We start from the raw sequence: 15,653 nt of genomic DNA, 5'->3' as shown, positions 1-15,653 counted from the left end.
TACCTTTCTAATACAATTGCCTAATTGTGCGAGAATAATGCCGGTTTCAATGTCCATGTCTGAAGCTGAGATTGGCGAATCAAATTCGGCACTCGTAGGTCTGGAGGAAACGGACTCCACTGGGGACCCCAATTTTCATCTGTCCTGGCATGCTCCTTCGACTTCAAAACTCCGGAAATGATCGTAATCGGATCTTCATCCTGGTAACCATTAGCGATAATGCTAGCCAATGTACAAGTAAGGTCAACGGGATTAATGCGGTATCCGGCTACATTGAAATAATCGGGAAGCTGGTTGTAATCCAATAGTCTAGGATACTCCTCGGCGATCGCTTTCTTGATGTCCGCAACCCGAACGGCATCGGATGGATCACTCTGAGCTTCATTTTCCGGGCCATAGATAAGCTCAGGGACTAATTCTTGTCCAAGCAGATAGCGGCAAAATAATGCGTGCAATTCTGATGCGGACAACGAGTAATCACGATACACAGTGTAGTTCAACTCATTCGAGAGTCCTGCTGCGATAGCGCAGACATCCGAAGCTTGCACTGGATTCCGATTGGACTTCTCCATCTCATAAGCTTCCGACGAAGTGATATAGTTCACATTAGCTTTCGTACAGGTATAATCAATAAATTCACCCAGCATCTCGATCAAGCGTTCCATTTCTCCTGCCTGTCTAAGCGGAGCTGGTTGCCATTGATCCCGCGGCGTATTGTGACCTTTATTGAAGTTCACACCGTCCCAGAAGCCCGTACATGCAAATTCACAAGGATGATAATAAATGCTGATGAATCCTTCTTGGTCATCGAAAGTGAGTTCATCATACAGCTTGTCGAATAACGCCATGCCCTCTTCCAGACCATCCGCCTTTAAGTCCATTCGCATAATGCCCTTCATATCGGTAAGATTGAGCAATCCTCCGTACCAGAACGGCTTATGATCAAGTGTAATTTGATCATGCACATCCAAATAAACCGGAATTCCCCACTTTCTAAGTACGGGGAACGTTTGCGGTGCCCACGAATAACCGGCTTGGCCATAACACTTGCTTGTTTGCCCCGTAATTCGCATTACATCCTCGAGTCCCGCTCTTTCTCGCAAGTCAAATTCCGCAGCACCATCAGCAAGTCCGAAGCTTTCCATATATTCGCTTACTGTAGGATGAACACTATGCCAATCCGTATGATAGCCAATTTCATGTTGTGCCAGCTGCTCTATAATATCCAGTCGGTTATTTCGCTCCAATTTACGGGCTTTCTCACCCACAATCTTAAATATTCCTCTCGTGTTACGGCTGTTTAACATTTGTACTACAGCTAATAAGGCATCTTCGGATTCTTTCGTAATATAGTCTTCTGTGTCGAACCAAAGCATAATATGAACATTTGCCATCCCCAATCCCTCCCAATTTCATCGCCTAACTATTAAACGACTTTACGACACGTTTCGGAGCAACCAGACTCCACGCCTTGAAGATCAGACTTTTCAGTTCATTCGGATCCACGAGCTCGAGTTGAATGATTACATAATTCATGGTGGGGTATTTCGGCGGAACACGATAAACATCGGGATCCATTGTCGTATAGGCCATTCGATCATCGGCTGTTAATTTCACAAGTAACGATACGCCATCTGGTTGAATAACGGCGTAAATTTTATTATTCACGCGAAAAGACGGCTTGCCCCAATGGTCGACTTCATGGGTTTCAGGCAAGGATCGTGCATAACTTCTTATCTGATCAATGGTTAACATTGCGGTTCCCTCCTATTGTGCTTACAGTTTTCTACCTCTTACGATTTGATCTGCTCGACCAGCCAAAGAAACATTCTGATGGACAATCAGTTCAAGCTGATCATCGATAAGCTCCAACCGGTATGTGACGATGTATGGGGTTTCGATGTAATAAACGGTGAGGATGAACGTAGAATTGTCTTGGCAGCTGGCATAAACGGTTACCTCCTGTGAATGAGGAGATAAGTCTTTGGTGAAGTCAGCCCGTCCACGCTGCGCCTCTGTGAAGTCAAAGGTAAAGGAATCTAGATGATCAACATACTGCAACTTGAAATCAAGCTTGTTCCTACTGAAATCAAGGGCTAACTTCCGTATATGATGATCATTGTCATCGAATAGGTAATTTCCTTGATACGAATGAGTGACTTGTTCCCATGGGTCGTCTTCAAGCAAATGGACGTAGATCAGATCTAATAATTGCTGCAGCTGCTTCATATTCGCGAAACTACAAGTTGCAGCGATCACGGCTCCCTTGCTCGGAGAGATAAAGCATAATTGACCAAAAGCGCCATTGCCCATTCGACAGCCATCCCTGCACAGAAAAAACTGATAACCGTACCCTTGCGACCAGTCGACCTTCTCTTCACCATATCGATTATCGCTTTGTTCGTTTAACGCCATCTCCAAATAGTCTTGAGATACAATGCGCCTGTCACCATATACACCGTGGTTCAGAAGCATCTGACCAAACCTTGCAATCCCTTCGGTTGGCAAACTCAGCCCCATTCCTCCAGCAGCGATTCCGAGTGGGCAAGTCTCCCAATCCGGTCTTTCCAGCCTGAGCGGTTCAAACAATCTTGGCATAAGAAAATCGACCAGACTCTCGCCCGTCGTTCTCTCGATAATAGCTGCGACCATATAGGTTGCAGGGGTATTGTAATTGTGCAAGCTGCCTGGTTCATATTCGACATCCAAGGCCAGAAACGCTCTGATCCAGTCCTGCTCCCCGGTGACGGCGTTATATATATTATGTTGATGCCCCGTGTTCATCGAGAGAAGATGATGGATCGTCATGTTGGCTAAATGTGATGAAATGACGCTTGGCAGTTTGTCCGGGAAGAAGGAAATGACTCGATCTGATAATTGAAAATACCCGTTATCCCAAGCAATTCCTGCGGCAATCGAGGTGAAGCTCTTACTAAGCGAAAATAATACTTGTGGAACATCTCTTCGATAAGGCTCACGATAAAACTCAGCGAGAACTTGCCCGTGCTGCAGCAACATAAACGTGTTTACAGGAAGATTCCATTCATCCAATTCCGCAACAAACCGGGTTATTGCTCGTGAAGAAATTTTACTGTTACTCAAGTCATACCCTCCGCTCCGCAATTCATCGTTCTCTATTTTCGCCGCCTTGTTCAATTCCCCTCTTATTAACAACAAAAAAAAAGACCCGCGAATATCGCGGATCTTCCCTATGCCCATAAATGCTAAGCCTCTTGCAAAATTCCTATCTCCTCGATGGGCAAGATCAAATCAACCGTTGTGCCTCTATCAACCTGACTTTCGATATGGAGTGTCCCTCCATGTGCTTCAATGATTTTGTGGCATACCATCAGTCCGAGGCCAGTCCCTTTCTCTTTGGTCGTGTAGAAAGGCTCACCTAACATCGTTAATCGCTCTTCCGAGATTCCACATCCGTGATCAATAAAGCGAACCATAATTTGATTATCGACGACTTTCATCAGAATATGGATGTTTCCTCCGCTTGTCATCGACTCAATCGCATTTTTAAGAATATTGATAAAGACCTGTTTTAATTGATTTTGCTGGCAGCTGATCATTGGAATGTCATCTGCGATTTCAGCATGGATTTGCACGTTGCTGAGCGTTGCTTGGGTTTCGAGCAATGAGATCACTTCATAATAAATTTGCCGTACATCACGCACCTCAAAGCTCACCGCTTGCGGTTTAGCGATCACGAGAAACTCGCTGACGATATCATTGATACGATCCAGCTCCGATAGCATAATCTGCAAATATTCTTGATTCATTTCCTCTTTCGCTTGAAATAATTGAACAAATCCGCGAAGCGACGTTAATGGATTTCGAATTTCATGTGCAACCCCAGCTGCAAGCTGACCGACTACGGACAGCTTCTCGGATTTTATCAATAATTCTTCTGTTCGCTTACGTTTCGTGATGTCTTTGGCAATGCCATAAACACCTTGGATTTTATCATGGATAACGATCGGAACCATCTTCAAATTCAAATCGATCGGAAGCCCGGATTTATGTCGAATAGCAATTTCAATGCTGTTGGACTCTCCATTCAATGCTTCCTTAAATAAATCGCATGTCTTCTCTCGATCATGTTCCATTATGAGCTGCTTGAAAGGTTCGTGAAGAAGTTCTTCAAGCTGAAAGCCCGTAATCTTAACGGTAGCCGGATTTGCATTTGACAAGAAACCCTCAAGATCTACTGTGAAGATCGCATCCGGATTATGATCGACAAGCGACTTATAGGCCTGTTCTTTCTCTTCTAGCATACGTTCGGCTAGTTTTCGCTCTGTGATATCCTTACATAGAAGCTGCACAGCCGACTTCCCAAGGTACTTGATGGGCACTGACCTTACCTCTACATCAATAACTTGTCCATCAAGGCGAATGATCTTCTGCTCAACGGGCTCTGTGGACTTTCCTTCAACCACAACTTGTCGCACACGTTCCTGTACGCGTTCAATAAAGTCCGGATGTATCATCGTAATGATCGGCAGACCAATAACTTCTTCCGGACACGACGCGCCAACTATTCGGGCTCCGGCAGGGTTAATAAACACGATCTTTCCGTCACGGTGAACGGCTACCGGTTCGGGGGAATGTTCTACGATTGCACGGTAACGTTCTTCACTTTCGGTTAGCGCCTTTTTCAACCTTTTGACCCAAAAATAAAGAATAAAGGCCGTACTTAGCACGTAAAACAGACCTTTTGTTGCATTTACCGTCATCGCATCTGACAAGTTCAGCATATCCATTAATTTATCGGACAGGATGATCCAGAGACTGCCGATAACCACATAGATCAATGAAATCTTAACAGCCGATTCTGATTTTTCAAACTTTGTCCGCTTATTCATATCCTTTTCATCCTTAACTAGGTTAATTAAAAGAACACAACTCTATCGCTTGTTGATTATAGCATTTATTTCTTTAAAAAATTATAGATCTTTTTTCCAAGCATCAACTATGAGCGAAGAGTGTTCGTACTCGAAAAAACCAACGCAGCCAGCGTTGGTTTCCTATGAATGTCATGTCTGCGTTTGATTCAGTGAATGTCCTAAACGGCAAGAGGCTGAAACAAGAACGGTTCCCCGTTCACATAGGCACTCAATAAGGCCAAGGCATAAGGCTGCTCTTCAATTAAGCCTTCGGTTTCAAGCTCATTCTCTGCGTGAAAGCTGTATGCTTCGATAATGGACATGATGAAGAAACTTTCTACCATCGGCATCGCAGATTCACTCAGTTGTCTGACTTTCCGATAGCCTTCAATGAATTGCTCTCTTTGGGATGGATACAGCCCCATAATCGACTGGGCGATGTCGTAAAGGTGAAATCCGAATCCGCATCTGCCGAAATCAATCGGATTCGGTTCGCCATGATGATAAACGATATTGCCAATATGTAAGTCTGCATGAATCATCCCATAATAGTCCCGCTCCTGCGATTCGAGTGCATCAAGATGATGGCTCACTCTTACAGCAGCCTGACTATATAACGCAATGGACTCCTCTGAGATAAAATGCTTATAATGACCATTCAAATGCTCCCAGTCTCTCTTGAAGCTCTTACTGCCCCAAGTCGGTCGAACAAATTCGCTAGTCGGACGGAAATCGACACTAGCCTCGTGGAGGGAAGCCATCATTGCCCCGAGTTTATGGATGTGCTCTGTCGTCAGCATGCCTTTATGAATGGTTTCACCTTCGATCCATTTCAACAAAGTAGCATAATAGTGAAGGCCCTCGCTAGTCTCCACATTCGTAATGTTTTCACCCTCGCGGTTCAATATCGCATCAGGTACTACTAGCCCCTTACTCCGTAAGTTTGTTAACCATTCTAACTCTGAAGCGGTTTCCTTGCGTGATTTATGATTCGGATGAATGCGAAGCAGCAGCTTCTCTCCTTCGCCGATTTCGATACGGAAGGTCACATGCTCCGAAATTTGAATGAAATGAATGGTTCTCCAGTCGATATTGTAGTGCTGCAGCGCGATGAGCGCCGCCTGCTTGGTTTGCCGAAGTGTCCGTTGCCGATTGGTATCGGTATCCAATTGAAAGCCGCTATGCATAACGTTCTCCTTATTAAATCAGTCATTACTCACTTCTTCAAAATAACATCCATTCCAATTCATGTAAACTAGCAGATTACCAGAATCTGCATAGCTGCAGCTTGCTTTGCTCATAATATTCACCGAGTGTAATTTATCCACTGGGGGATCATCCATGGTTACCATTAGCAGCAGCATCGAAGAGAATGAGGCTTACCTAAGAGAACAGTTCGATCTTTGCTCGGATGTGATTTTTCGCCAATTTTGTTTAAAGGATGAAACCGTACTTTTACTCGTTCATTTAGATGGCATGACCAATGCACAAAGCATAGAGAATAATGTGCTGAAACCCCTTATCTTCAGCGGTTTGCCGCAAGGGATTGGACGGGTACAGTCACTCGCGGATATGCTCAAACGTGAATGGCTTCCATTGTCGAACATAAAAACAGATGAATCCATGGAGGATCTCGTTCGTCACATTCTGCAAGGCAGCTTGGCAATCTTGGTGGATGGCGATGCATCCGCCCTCCTTGCTCAGGTGCAAGATTTCGAGATGAGAGGCATTCAAGAACCGCTTAAGGAGTCGACATTGCGTGGTTCCAAGGAAGGCTTCGTTGAGAATATTCGAACGAATACTTCGTTAATCAGACGCAGAATCATACACACACAATTAAAGATGGAATCATTCACGATCGGGAAATACACACAAACCGAAGTCGTCCTCACATACGTGCAAGGACTAGCGGCTGAAAGCGTGTTAGCCGAAGTAAGAGAAAAACTCGGAGGGATCGAGGCAGACGGCATCATCGATTCGGCCTATATTGAAGAATGGATTGAGAACAGCTCCTTCTCCCTCTTCTCGCAAATTCAAAATACAGAACGCCCTGATATTGTGACCGCAAGTTTATTAGATGGGAAAGTCGCGCTTCTCACTAACGGAACTCCCTTCGCCCTAATTCTTCCCAGCACCTTCTGGTCCGGACTTCAATCTGCGGATGACTATTTCGAGCGATTCGTCTTCATCATCCTAAACCGAATGGTTAGATATATCATGACCTTTATATCATTCGCTTTACCTGCCATTTATGTTTCACTTTCGACGTTCCATCCGGAGATGATTCCGAGCAATCTTATGATCGGCATCGCTACAGCCCGGGAAACCTCTCCTTTTCCGACGGTTATCGAAGTCTTCATCATGATGTTTATATTTGACGGTTTGCAAGAAGCCGGGGTTCATCTGCCCAATCAACTCGGCCCTGTTGTCAGCATCATCGGAGCACTGGTAGTCGGACAAGCTGCCGTTGAAGCCGGCATCATCTCTACGCCAATCATTATCGTCATTTCGTTAACGGGGATCGCCGCTTATACGATACCGAGATATAGTGCCACCCTTCCCTTTCGCATCATTCGATACATGATGTTGTTTATTTCAGGTGCGCTTGGCTTTGTCGGCTTTGCTTTCGGCATTATCTTCTTGCTGATCCATCTGGTCATGCTGGAATCCTTCGGAACGCCGTACCTCAGCCCAGTAGCCCCTTTCGATGGCAAACGAATTCGAGATCTGATCATTCGATATCCCTTCTGGATGAAAGATGGACATAATAAGAAAATGAAAAGGACCTCGCGATGATTCGGATTACACTGTACCTATGCGTCGCTTTTATCCTGTTGTTATCGATGCCCGGCTGCACCGATTTTGTCGAACCCAATCAATTGGCTTATATCTTGGGTACGGCAGTTGATTATGCTGAAGATGGGGATATGGAAATTAGTGATCAAATCGTTATTCCCTCTCAGTTAAACGGCTCCGGCAAAGGCGGCGAATCCGGGAGCGAGGACAACTATCTCGTCGTTACCGGCAAAGGCAAAGATGTATTCGATGCCACTCAGAAGATTCAAAGTAAAATATCCCGAAGATTGATGACGAGTCATCGAATCATAATAGCAATAGGTGAAGAGTTTTTCCGAAAACAAGAAGTAAGCAAGTTATTTGATAAGCTGGGCAGAGACCCTGCAAATAATTTAAGGGATACCGTTATTCTCGTTCGAGGAAGCAGTGCTAAGCAGTTTCTAATGCTAAAGCATCCTATGGAGTACAATTCCAGCGTCGCTGCCGGGAAAGAACTGCAGATCAATGGGTTCAGAAGTTTTACGTCGAGACAACTCGTGATCGAAAGCCTGTCTGAAGGTACACGCCCGATCTTACCCTACCTTCAGATCCAGGAAGTTAAATATAACAGCAAGCCGAAGAAGCCAATAGCCGCAGTTGGAGGCTTCGCCGTCATGGACAAGAAGCTGAAGATTAAAGGATTTCTGAACGTAGAAGAAGGATCGCAAGCGATCTGGATGATTGGGAAAGGTACTAATGGCGGAATCACGATTCCGTGGAAGAATGGTGAAGGCGTTTTATCGTTTAGGTTAACCCGTCAAGGACGGAAAATTCACGCCGGCAAAGATCCCACACACGTTAAAGTAACCGTTACGGGGCAAGCTTATTTGCTTGAAAACACGACAATACTTGATATGTCCGAGTCCGGAAACATGCTTGCGATCCAAAACTATCTGAACGAGTATATTCAGAAAGAAATGCAGCTTACGATGGATAAAATCCAGCATTGGGGACCTGACGTGATCGGCGTTGGTGAGTATCTGCATCGTAAACACCCGTATTGGTGGAAAACGCAGAAAACGGATTGGGATGAGAACTTCAGGAAAATCGAAATAAAAGTAAACGCGACGATCCAACTTCGGTCAACAGGAACAACTGGGGCGCAGCTCAAATAACGGTGGAAAGGCGGCGGAAAAAAGAATGAAAGTTAGCGGCTATCAAATGTTCTGGCTAATCAGTATTTCCTCCATGATCATGCTCTCCTACCTTCCCATCCGTTTAGCTACCGAGGAATCGCATCAGGATAACTGGATATCCATTCTACTCGGCGGAATGACTATGATGGCCGCAACTTGGGTCATTCTCCGAGTATGTAGGAAGCACAAAGACAAAACATTAGTTAACTTCAGTAAAGAGTTATTAGGAACCATAATGGGCAAAATCATCGTTAAAGTATATTTTGCCCTCTGGTTTATGCAGATGTCATCGATTGCAGAAGGGACAGTAGAATTTCAAAACTTAGTCATGCTGCATAACACGCCGATGCTTGTTATCTTAGTATGTCTATTATTTCTCATTGGGTACGTGGTGTATAAAGGCGGGATTACTGCAATTAGCCGGTGTGCAGAGATCATTGGTCCAATTTTTGTCTGTATCTTGTTCGCCATATTGTTTCTGAATCCTCAGGACATGAATGTGAAACGAATATTGCCGATTTATGTCGACTCAGGGTGGCATCACATTCTGATGGGTATGCTGCATTCGTATAATTACATGGTTGATCCTTCAATCATCCTCATGATGTTCTACTTCGCTGAGAACAAAAGAACCGCCTCCCGGGCTATTCTATGGGGCACAGCAGTCTCCATGGTTTGGGGTGTGTTAACTACGCTGGTAGTGCTGTCTATAACAGGACCTTTTTTGGCTGCTCAGTTAGTTGTTCCCGTATACTCCCTCACAAAGTTTATTCACATCCTCAATTTCGTGCAAAATATTGATGCTATTTTCATCCCGCTTTGGCTGTTCGGCGCCTTTATAAAGTTATCTATTGGCTTGTTTATCCTAAGTTACGGATTATCGGAGTGGACCGGCATCAAGAATTGGAAGCTTATTTCTTGTGTACTGACCTTCATTCTGCTGGCTAGCGTCATCTATAGCACGAAACATATTCAATTTGCGAATACAGTTCAGAATGAATTTCTTATCTATTATTTCTATCCCACTGTCTTTATTGTCATTCCCTTGCTGCTCTGGATGATAGGCAGCATACGACAAAGCCGTAGAACATAAACAGGACGTACCGATGTTAATCGATACGTCCTGCTTGCTGTTTCTATATCGCAATATGCTGGAATTTGTCTGGGTTTCTGAGCACATATAAATTCCGGATGGCATCCCCTTCGACATGCAGCATCACCACTGTATGAATGCCTTCATCCGAACGAAGAATAATCGCCGGCTGCCCATTCAATTGAGCGACTTCAACAATCGATCCTATAAAAGCTTTATGTAGAGGCTTACTGAGAAACTTAGCTACAATAGCTTTGGATGCAACCGGTTTGACGACTGCCGAAACCTTGCCTCCCCCATCCGAGACAAGAACAACATTCTGATCGAGCATCGCTATAATTTCATGAAGGTTCCCTTGTTTGAGCGCTGCTATGAAACCATGTGCCCACTTATCGTCGGCAGCTTCGGGTTGAACGAGCTCTTCGGAGGATACGCCCATCTTCGCCTTTGCGCGGCTAAGCAATTTGCGGCAATTCACTTCGCTCTTCTCAATCAACTCCGCGATTTCGGGAAATTCAAAGCCAAGTGCTTCGCGCAATACGAATACAATTCGTTCTGAAGGCGTTAAGCGTTCAAGCAGCACAATCATGGCATAGGACAAAAGCTCGTCACGAGCGACCGATTCCATGCCATCATCATAAGAACCGGCTAACGGTTCAGGGAGCCATTCTCCAAAGTATTGTTCTCGCTTCTTGCGAGCCGACTTCTGCAAATCCCGACAGCGATTAGTGACCATTTTACAAAGATAGGCTTTGGGCTGGGACAGCTTCTCTGAAGGAATTTCATAAGCCTTAATAAATACGTCCTGCACGACATCCTCTGCATCGGAAACGGAGCCGGTCAGCTGATATGCGAGTTTAAACAATAGTCCTTTGTATTGCTCATATAATTCCTGCATCCTACCACTTCCAATCATAATGCTTCAGCCAATAAAGAGGCCATTATATATAACGAGCTGCTGATGAAATTTGTGACAAGCGACTTTAGCTGGTTTCGATTGAATGTGATACATAGCTTTTCCTGCTTATTTCTGAATATGTATGTCGATTCGTATCCTTGTCACAGAATTTAATGCTGCCTCGTTATATGTCCGAAGAGCGGTTGAGACATATTAAACCGGTCTTACAAAACCAATAAAGCGAGGAACAGACGACTATGGCACAACGTATAAATTACATGCAGCAATCACCGGAGTTTTTCAAGCAATTGATGAATTTCAGCAATGCCGAGAAGGAAAGCGCAATTGAAGAGCAAATTCTCGATCTTGTTCATATAAGAGCTTCGCAAATCAATGGCTGCGGCTTCTGCCTGGACATGCACGCCAAGCAAGCAAAGATTAATGGTGAACGAGAGCTTCGTATCTATCACCTTGCCATTTGGAGAGAATCCACATTGTTCTCGCCACGTGAACGCGCAGCACTGGCATGGACTGAAATCCTGACTAAACTGCCTGAGCATGGTGTACCGGATGAAGTGTATAATCGCGTTCGCGAACAATTGTCGGAGAAAGAACTTTCCGATCTGACCTACTCGATTATGGCCATTAATGCATGGAATCGCATCAATGTCGCCTTCCAAACAGTGCCGGGTTCTGCAGACGCTGCCTTTGGTTTGACTAAAGCGGGCTTGAACTAACTTAAGAGACCTTCCAACACAATAAAAAGCTCCTGAATGATTCTGTTCAGGAGCTTCTTTAATCCTTCTGCTATTGCTTATAGCTCGTTCTGCAATTTCCGCAGCAATTCATGTGAATATATAAGGTTAGGTACCGCATAAAAAATCCGATTATTGCTGGTCAAGACTAATGTTCACGTACGTCACCTGCTCCGAGCTTTGATTCCATTCGACATGAAAATCAGGTGCAGAGGGGCGTGCAAAATAGACTCGTTTAATCCCGCTCCACTGAATGGCACTCCTGCACATCGGACAAGGCTCATCACTGGCAAACATGTCGCAATCCGTAAGCTCCGTTACTTGCAAGGCATGACAAGCTGTTCGGATCGCTTCTATTTCTGCATGCGCTGTCGGATCACATTTCCGAATAACATCATTGATACCGGACGCGATTATAACGCCGTTCTTCATTATGACTGCGCCGTATCGACCGCCTCGGCCAGATTGACAATTCACATCGGCTAATTGCAAAGCAAGCTTTAACGTTTCTTCTATGTACATCATTATCACCCTCTGCTATTAGGATGCCAAATGCTGTTTGAATCGCATGAGTTTGGATTAGTACCTCCTAGCCTCCATGATTGTCTCGGCTTTCTTCACGCCGCTCTTCCATACGCCAAGCCGCGGTGGCCGATCAATGATGATATCTTCGAGCGTCTCTGCTTCCACCATAACGAGATCTGCATTAGCGCCGACAGTGATGCCGTAATTCGCTAAGCCTAGTGACCGAGCTGCATGAATCGTTGCCATCTCCAAGATCCTCTTGAGTTCCAACGTCGTCCCGAACTGGGCGGTATTGGCTAATAATAAGGCGATATCCAGCGGATCACCTGTTCCATATGGCGTGAATGCATTACGGATATTGTTCGTCCCAATCGTCACGTTAACGCCGGCTTCCTGCAGCAGCTTAACCGGTGTTAGACCGCGCCTTGCCGCTTGTTTATCTTTCCTTCCGCCAAGATATAAGTCAGTCGCCGGCAGGCACATGATCTGCAAGTCGGCTTTAGCAAGCAGTTTGGCATGATCAAGCGCATCTTCGCGAGCAACCGAGCCGAGAGAGGTTACATGTCCTACGGCAACACGCCCTTGATAACCGCGTTGGATGGTTTCATTCGCAACCGTAAGCACGTTCAATTCATGAGGATTGTCGGAGAAATCGATGTGCAAATCCACGGGCTTCCCATACTTTTCCGCAAGGTCAAATACGAATGATAAATGATCATTTGCCGAATAATCGTTATACGGTATTCCTCCCACCACATCAGCACCCATACGAAGTGATTCTTCCATCAGCTCTGCGGTGCCGGGCTGCTGCATAATCCCCTCCTGTGGAAAGACGACAAGCTGCAGATCGATCGTATCTTGCCACTTCTCCTTCAGCGCAAGCGTTGCTTCCATCGCCTTTAATCCAATAATGGGATCAACCTCAACTTGGCAGCGCATCGACGTGACGCCGAACCGCGCACTTCTTTCTAGTACCCGCGTTGCTCTGCGGTAAATGTCCTCGTACGTATAATCGATTTTCAACGATCTGGTCGCAGCAATTGCCTCAGCTAGTCCGCCTGCCTCAACCTTAGACTTCTCAGTCAGAAACGCTTTATCCAAATGAATATGCGTCTCTACCAAGCCCGGCAGCAGTATTCTGCCTTCCCCTGCTATGATATCCTTTGCCTCCGGATAATCCCCACCTGCAGGCTCGCAAAGGACAATCACACCGTCTCTTATTCCAATATGATAACGACCGTCGCCTGTAGATATCCCAATGTCCCGAAATAGTAGATCTAACATAGACACCCGCCTTCTCCCCAAGAAACGACTATCCTCTTAAAAATAAGGCTCCTAACGCCAATGAACCTAAAATGCCCCACACCGGATTCCAATGTAAATACTGCACCATGATAAAGAACATGCATGCAATCATAAACGGCAAGAAACTTAAGCCAATCGCACTTGAACCAGGTTGAAAGGCATATTTGGCAAAATCGTACGCGAGAAGTGCCATCATCGTGAAAATAACAGGCTGCACGCCTTTGATCATGCCTTTGATTACCGGTACATGTTCCAGCTTCACCAGTATTCCGGAGAGGATGACCATCAATAATGCAGTCGGCAGGACCACCGCACTTAAAGCTACAACGGCGCCTCCCCAGCCTGCGACCTTAAAGCCAATATAAGCGGCTAGCTTGGTTGCGATCGGACCAGGTAATGCGTTCCCGAATGCAAGCGCGCTGCCGAACTCCGACGTATCCATCCACCCGTTGCGGTTCACGACTTGATCCTGATATAGCGGAATAATCGAAGGCCCTCCGCCATACCCCAGCATCGTTGCTGAGCCGAAAGCAACAAATAATTTCCATAATATGCTCATCTGCAAAAGTCCTTTCACTACGAGCTGATTGCCATTCCGTCTCCTCGCGGATCAACAGCGCCGCTTCGAAGTCCGTTCGCATCGATGACGATACCCTGCGCTTGCCCCATCATACGATCCCAACCGCCGAATAATTGCACTTGATGTCCCCAGGACGCCAATTCGCTTGCCGCCTCTTCCGATTCCGGACCACGATTCTCCATCCGAAGCAAGTCGCTGTCCGTCCCCCATGTTCGGCCGTATACCCATCTTGGCAGCTCAATCGCCTCGGCTATAGTAAGACCATAATCGATTAATCCCGTTATCAGAGACAGCTGTGTCTGTGGCTGCCCCTCCCCGCCTTGTGTACCTAATAAGGCATAAAGCGCTCCGTCCTTGCAGATCATCGCAGGCATTAATGTATGGAAGCATCGCTTCATCGGCTCGAGCGCGTTCACATGGTCTGGATCGAGCGAGAAGAACGAGCCTCTATTTTGTAGGATGATGCCTGAATCTCCTGCCATATAGCAAGAGCCGAAATCGTAATATAAACTCTGAATAAAAGAAACCCCGTTGCCGTCTGCATCGACAATGGCAGCGAACGCAGTATCCTGCCCCAACACAGGCGACAGGTGAGGCATACTTACAAAAGGTGAATCTGCAACCATTTCCTCGAACAATTGCTTCGCGTAGGCTTTGGACAGCAGCATCTCCATTGGGATGTCCGCCGTGAATGCAGGATCTGTTAAATACCGGTCTCGCTCTACGAATGCCTTCTTGATTGCCTCGACCGCCAAATGGTAGAAAGTTGCGGATTGCCGCGGTATCTTCCCAAGTTCCACATTTTCCAGCATGTTCAACATCATCAGCGCAGAGAAACCTTGCGAGTTAGGCGGCATTTCATAAATATCGCAGCCACGATAATTAACGGTCAGTGGTTCTACCCATTCGCCATGATGACTGCGAAAATCTTCTTCTCGAAGCAATCCGCCATCACGCTCAATGGCCTCCGCTATCTTCTTCATCAAAGTGCCTTCATAGAAGGCGTCACGCCCTTCCAGCTGCACGACTTGTAAACTCGCTGCCAGTGCGGTTTGCACCAGTCGATCTCCAAGCGCTAACAGCTTCCCATCCTTCATAAACACCTGCGACATAGATTCGCTCGAACGAATGAGTTGTTCATCCGTCACCATCCAGTGATGCAAGTCCCGTGATATCGGGAACCCCTCTCTTGCGTAATCAATTGCAGGCTGAAGTAATTCAGCCCATGGCAATCGTCCATAGCGGGACCAAACTTCCCACCAAGAATCGACCATACCCGGGACCGTGATTGCGCTCTGTACGCCACGCTGAGGAATGGCGTCTAAGCTCCTGCTGCTATAGTAATTTCTATTTGCTAATCTGCCAGCTCTGCCGCTGCCGTTGAACCCCATAATCTTCCCATCATTATAAACCATGAAGAAAGCATCGCCGCCGATACCGGTCATATGGGGATAGACAACCCCCAGCGCAGCGCTGATCGCAACTGATGCATCAAATGCATTGCCACCAAGGCACAAGATTTGATTCCCTATCTGAGACGCTAAGTAATGCGGCGCTGCAACCATATTCTTATAGGACACTGGCATGATGTTCTTCACAGCGTAACCTCCTTAGCTTGGCATAAAGGGATCCCC

General features: G+C 46.0%; 14 protein-coding genes. 4 read left to right on the top strand and 10 right to left on the bottom strand.

What is annotated here, in order from left to right; translation table 11 throughout:
- Window positions 1-20: 20 nt before the first annotated feature.
- From AC506A_RS05070 to AC506A_RS05050, 5 genes are all read right to left on the bottom strand, one after another.
- Window positions 21-1,394, bottom strand: a complete 1,374-nt coding sequence (locus AC506A_RS05070; protein ID WP_495459877.1) for a hypothetical protein — start codon at window positions 1,392-1,394, stop codon at window positions 21-23.
- A gap of 25 nt (window positions 1,395-1,419) precedes the next feature.
- On the bottom strand, window positions 1,420-1,755 hold the full coding sequence (locus tag AC506A_RS05065) for an MmcQ/YjbR family DNA-binding protein (RefSeq protein ID WP_495459876.1): 336 nt from the start codon (window positions 1,753-1,755) through the stop codon (window positions 1,420-1,422).
- A gap of 21 nt (window positions 1,756-1,776) precedes the next feature.
- Complete coding sequence (locus tag AC506A_RS05060) at window positions 1,777-3,102, bottom strand: serine hydrolase domain-containing protein (protein WP_495459875.1); 1,326 nt, start codon at window positions 3,100-3,102, stop codon at window positions 1,777-1,779.
- Between the two features lie 122 nt (window positions 3,103-3,224).
- A complete protein-coding gene (locus AC506A_RS05055; protein WP_495459874.1) occupies window positions 3,225-4,871 on the bottom strand; it encodes a PAS domain-containing sensor histidine kinase in 1,647 nt (548 codons plus the stop codon).
- A gap of 200 nt (window positions 4,872-5,071) precedes the next feature.
- Window positions 5,072-6,079 (bottom strand): phosphotransferase enzyme family protein, encoded by a 1,008-nt coding sequence (locus AC506A_RS05050; RefSeq protein ID WP_495459873.1) that lies wholly within the window; start codon window positions 6,077-6,079, stop codon window positions 5,072-5,074.
- A 154-nt stretch (window positions 6,080-6,233) separates the two neighbouring features.
- Here AC506A_RS05050 and AC506A_RS05045 point away from each other — a divergent pair, with 154 nt between their 5' ends.
- From AC506A_RS05045 to AC506A_RS05035, 3 genes are read left to right on the top strand one after another with little or no spacing between them, the layout of a single operon-like run.
- Window positions 6,234-7,688, top strand: a complete 1,455-nt coding sequence (locus AC506A_RS05045; protein ID WP_495459872.1) for a spore germination protein — start codon at window positions 6,234-6,236, stop codon at window positions 7,686-7,688.
- On the top strand, window positions 7,685-8,842 hold the full coding sequence (locus AC506A_RS05040) for a Ger(x)C family spore germination protein (protein ID WP_495459871.1): 1,158 nt from the start codon (window positions 7,685-7,687) through the stop codon (window positions 8,840-8,842). The genes AC506A_RS05045 and AC506A_RS05040 overlap by 4 nt, the downstream gene beginning before the upstream one ends.
- Window positions 8,843-8,867: 25 nt before the next feature.
- On the top strand, window positions 8,868-9,956 hold the full coding sequence (locus tag AC506A_RS05035; protein ID WP_495459870.1) for a GerAB/ArcD/ProY family transporter: 1,089 nt from the start codon (window positions 8,868-8,870) through the stop codon (window positions 9,954-9,956).
- Window positions 9,957-9,999: 43 nt separating this feature from the next.
- Here the strand turns inward: AC506A_RS05035 and sigJ are convergent, their stop codons facing one another.
- A complete protein-coding gene (sigJ, locus tag AC506A_RS05030) occupies window positions 10,000-10,854 on the bottom strand; it encodes an RNA polymerase sigma factor SigJ (protein ID WP_495459869.1) in 855 nt (284 codons plus the stop codon).
- A gap of 257 nt (window positions 10,855-11,111) precedes the next feature.
- Here sigJ and AC506A_RS05025 point away from each other — a divergent pair, with 257 nt between their 5' ends.
- On the top strand, window positions 11,112-11,591 hold the full coding sequence (locus AC506A_RS05025) for a carboxymuconolactone decarboxylase family protein (protein WP_495459868.1): 480 nt from the start codon (window positions 11,112-11,114) through the stop codon (window positions 11,589-11,591).
- A 150-nt stretch (window positions 11,592-11,741) separates the two neighbouring features.
- Here the strand turns inward: AC506A_RS05025 and AC506A_RS05020 are convergent, their stop codons facing one another.
- Genes AC506A_RS05020 through ggt form a run of 4 tightly spaced genes read right to left on the bottom strand, consistent with a single transcriptional unit; the run spans window position 11,742 to window position 15,605 of the window.
- Window positions 11,742-12,134 carry a nucleoside deaminase gene (locus tag AC506A_RS05020; RefSeq protein WP_495459867.1) on the bottom strand — a complete coding sequence of 131 codons (393 nt, stop codon included), beginning with the start codon at window positions 12,132-12,134 and terminating at the stop codon, window positions 11,742-11,744.
- A gap of 54 nt (window positions 12,135-12,188) precedes the next feature.
- A complete protein-coding gene (locus tag AC506A_RS05015; protein ID WP_495459866.1) occupies window positions 12,189-13,418 on the bottom strand; it encodes an amidohydrolase family protein in 1,230 nt (409 codons plus the stop codon).
- 28 nt (window positions 13,419-13,446) lie between these two features.
- On the bottom strand, window positions 13,447-13,998 hold the full coding sequence (locus tag AC506A_RS05010; RefSeq protein ID WP_495459865.1) for a chromate transporter: 552 nt from the start codon (window positions 13,996-13,998) through the stop codon (window positions 13,447-13,449).
- Window positions 13,999-14,015: 17 nt separating this feature from the next.
- Window positions 14,016-15,605 carry a gamma-glutamyltransferase gene (gene ggt / locus AC506A_RS05005; RefSeq protein WP_495460973.1) on the bottom strand — a complete coding sequence of 530 codons (1,590 nt, stop codon included), beginning with the start codon at window positions 15,603-15,605 and terminating at the stop codon, window positions 14,016-14,018.
- Window positions 15,606-15,653 lie beyond the last annotated feature (48 nt).

Source organism: Paenibacillus sp. N22P23 (assembly GCF_059383735.1).
Note: the sequence above shows the minus strand (reverse complement) of the source record. Positions and strands in the feature narration are given on the sequence as shown.

What these genes read in the sequence shown, in the direction of transcription:
- AC506A_RS05050 (WP_495459873.1), bottom strand. Translation starts at nt 6,079, where the DNA reads ATGCATAGCGGCTTTCAATTGGATACCGATACCAATCGGCAACGGACA.
- AC506A_RS05015 (WP_495459866.1), bottom strand. Translation starts at nt 13,418, where the DNA reads ATGTTAGATCTACTATTTCGGGACATTGGGATATCTACAGGCGACGGT.
- AC506A_RS05045 (WP_495459872.1), top strand. Translation starts at nt 6,234, where the DNA reads ATGGTTACCATTAGCAGCAGCATCGAAGAGAATGAGGCTTACCTAAGA.
- AC506A_RS05025 (WP_495459868.1), top strand. Translation starts at nt 11,112, where the DNA reads ATGGCACAACGTATAAATTACATGCAGCAATCACCGGAGTTTTTCAAG.
- AC506A_RS05035 (WP_495459870.1), top strand. Translation starts at nt 8,868, where the DNA reads ATGAAAGTTAGCGGCTATCAAATGTTCTGGCTAATCAGTATTTCCTCC.
- AC506A_RS05065 (WP_495459876.1), bottom strand. Translation starts at nt 1,755, where the DNA reads ATGTTAACCATTGATCAGATAAGAAGTTATGCACGATCCTTGCCTGAA.
- AC506A_RS05070 (WP_495459877.1), bottom strand. Translation starts at nt 1,394, where the DNA reads ATGGCAAATGTTCATATTATGCTTTGGTTCGACACAGAAGACTATATT.
- AC506A_RS05040 (WP_495459871.1), top strand. Translation starts at nt 7,685, where the DNA reads ATGATTCGGATTACACTGTACCTATGCGTCGCTTTTATCCTGTTGTTA.
- ggt (WP_495460973.1), bottom strand. Translation starts at nt 15,605, where the DNA reads ATGCCAGTGTCCTATAAGAATATGGTTGCAGCGCCGCATTACTTAGCG.
- AC506A_RS05020 (WP_495459867.1), bottom strand. Translation starts at nt 12,134, where the DNA reads ATGATGTACATAGAAGAAACGTTAAAGCTTGCTTTGCAATTAGCCGAT.
- sigJ (WP_495459869.1), bottom strand. Translation starts at nt 10,854, where the DNA reads ATGCAGGAATTATATGAGCAATACAAAGGACTATTGTTTAAACTCGCA.
- AC506A_RS05055 (WP_495459874.1), bottom strand. Translation starts at nt 4,871, where the DNA reads ATGAATAAGCGGACAAAGTTTGAAAAATCAGAATCGGCTGTTAAGATT.
- AC506A_RS05010 (WP_495459865.1), bottom strand. Translation starts at nt 13,998, where the DNA reads ATGAGCATATTATGGAAATTATTTGTTGCTTTCGGCTCAGCAACGATG.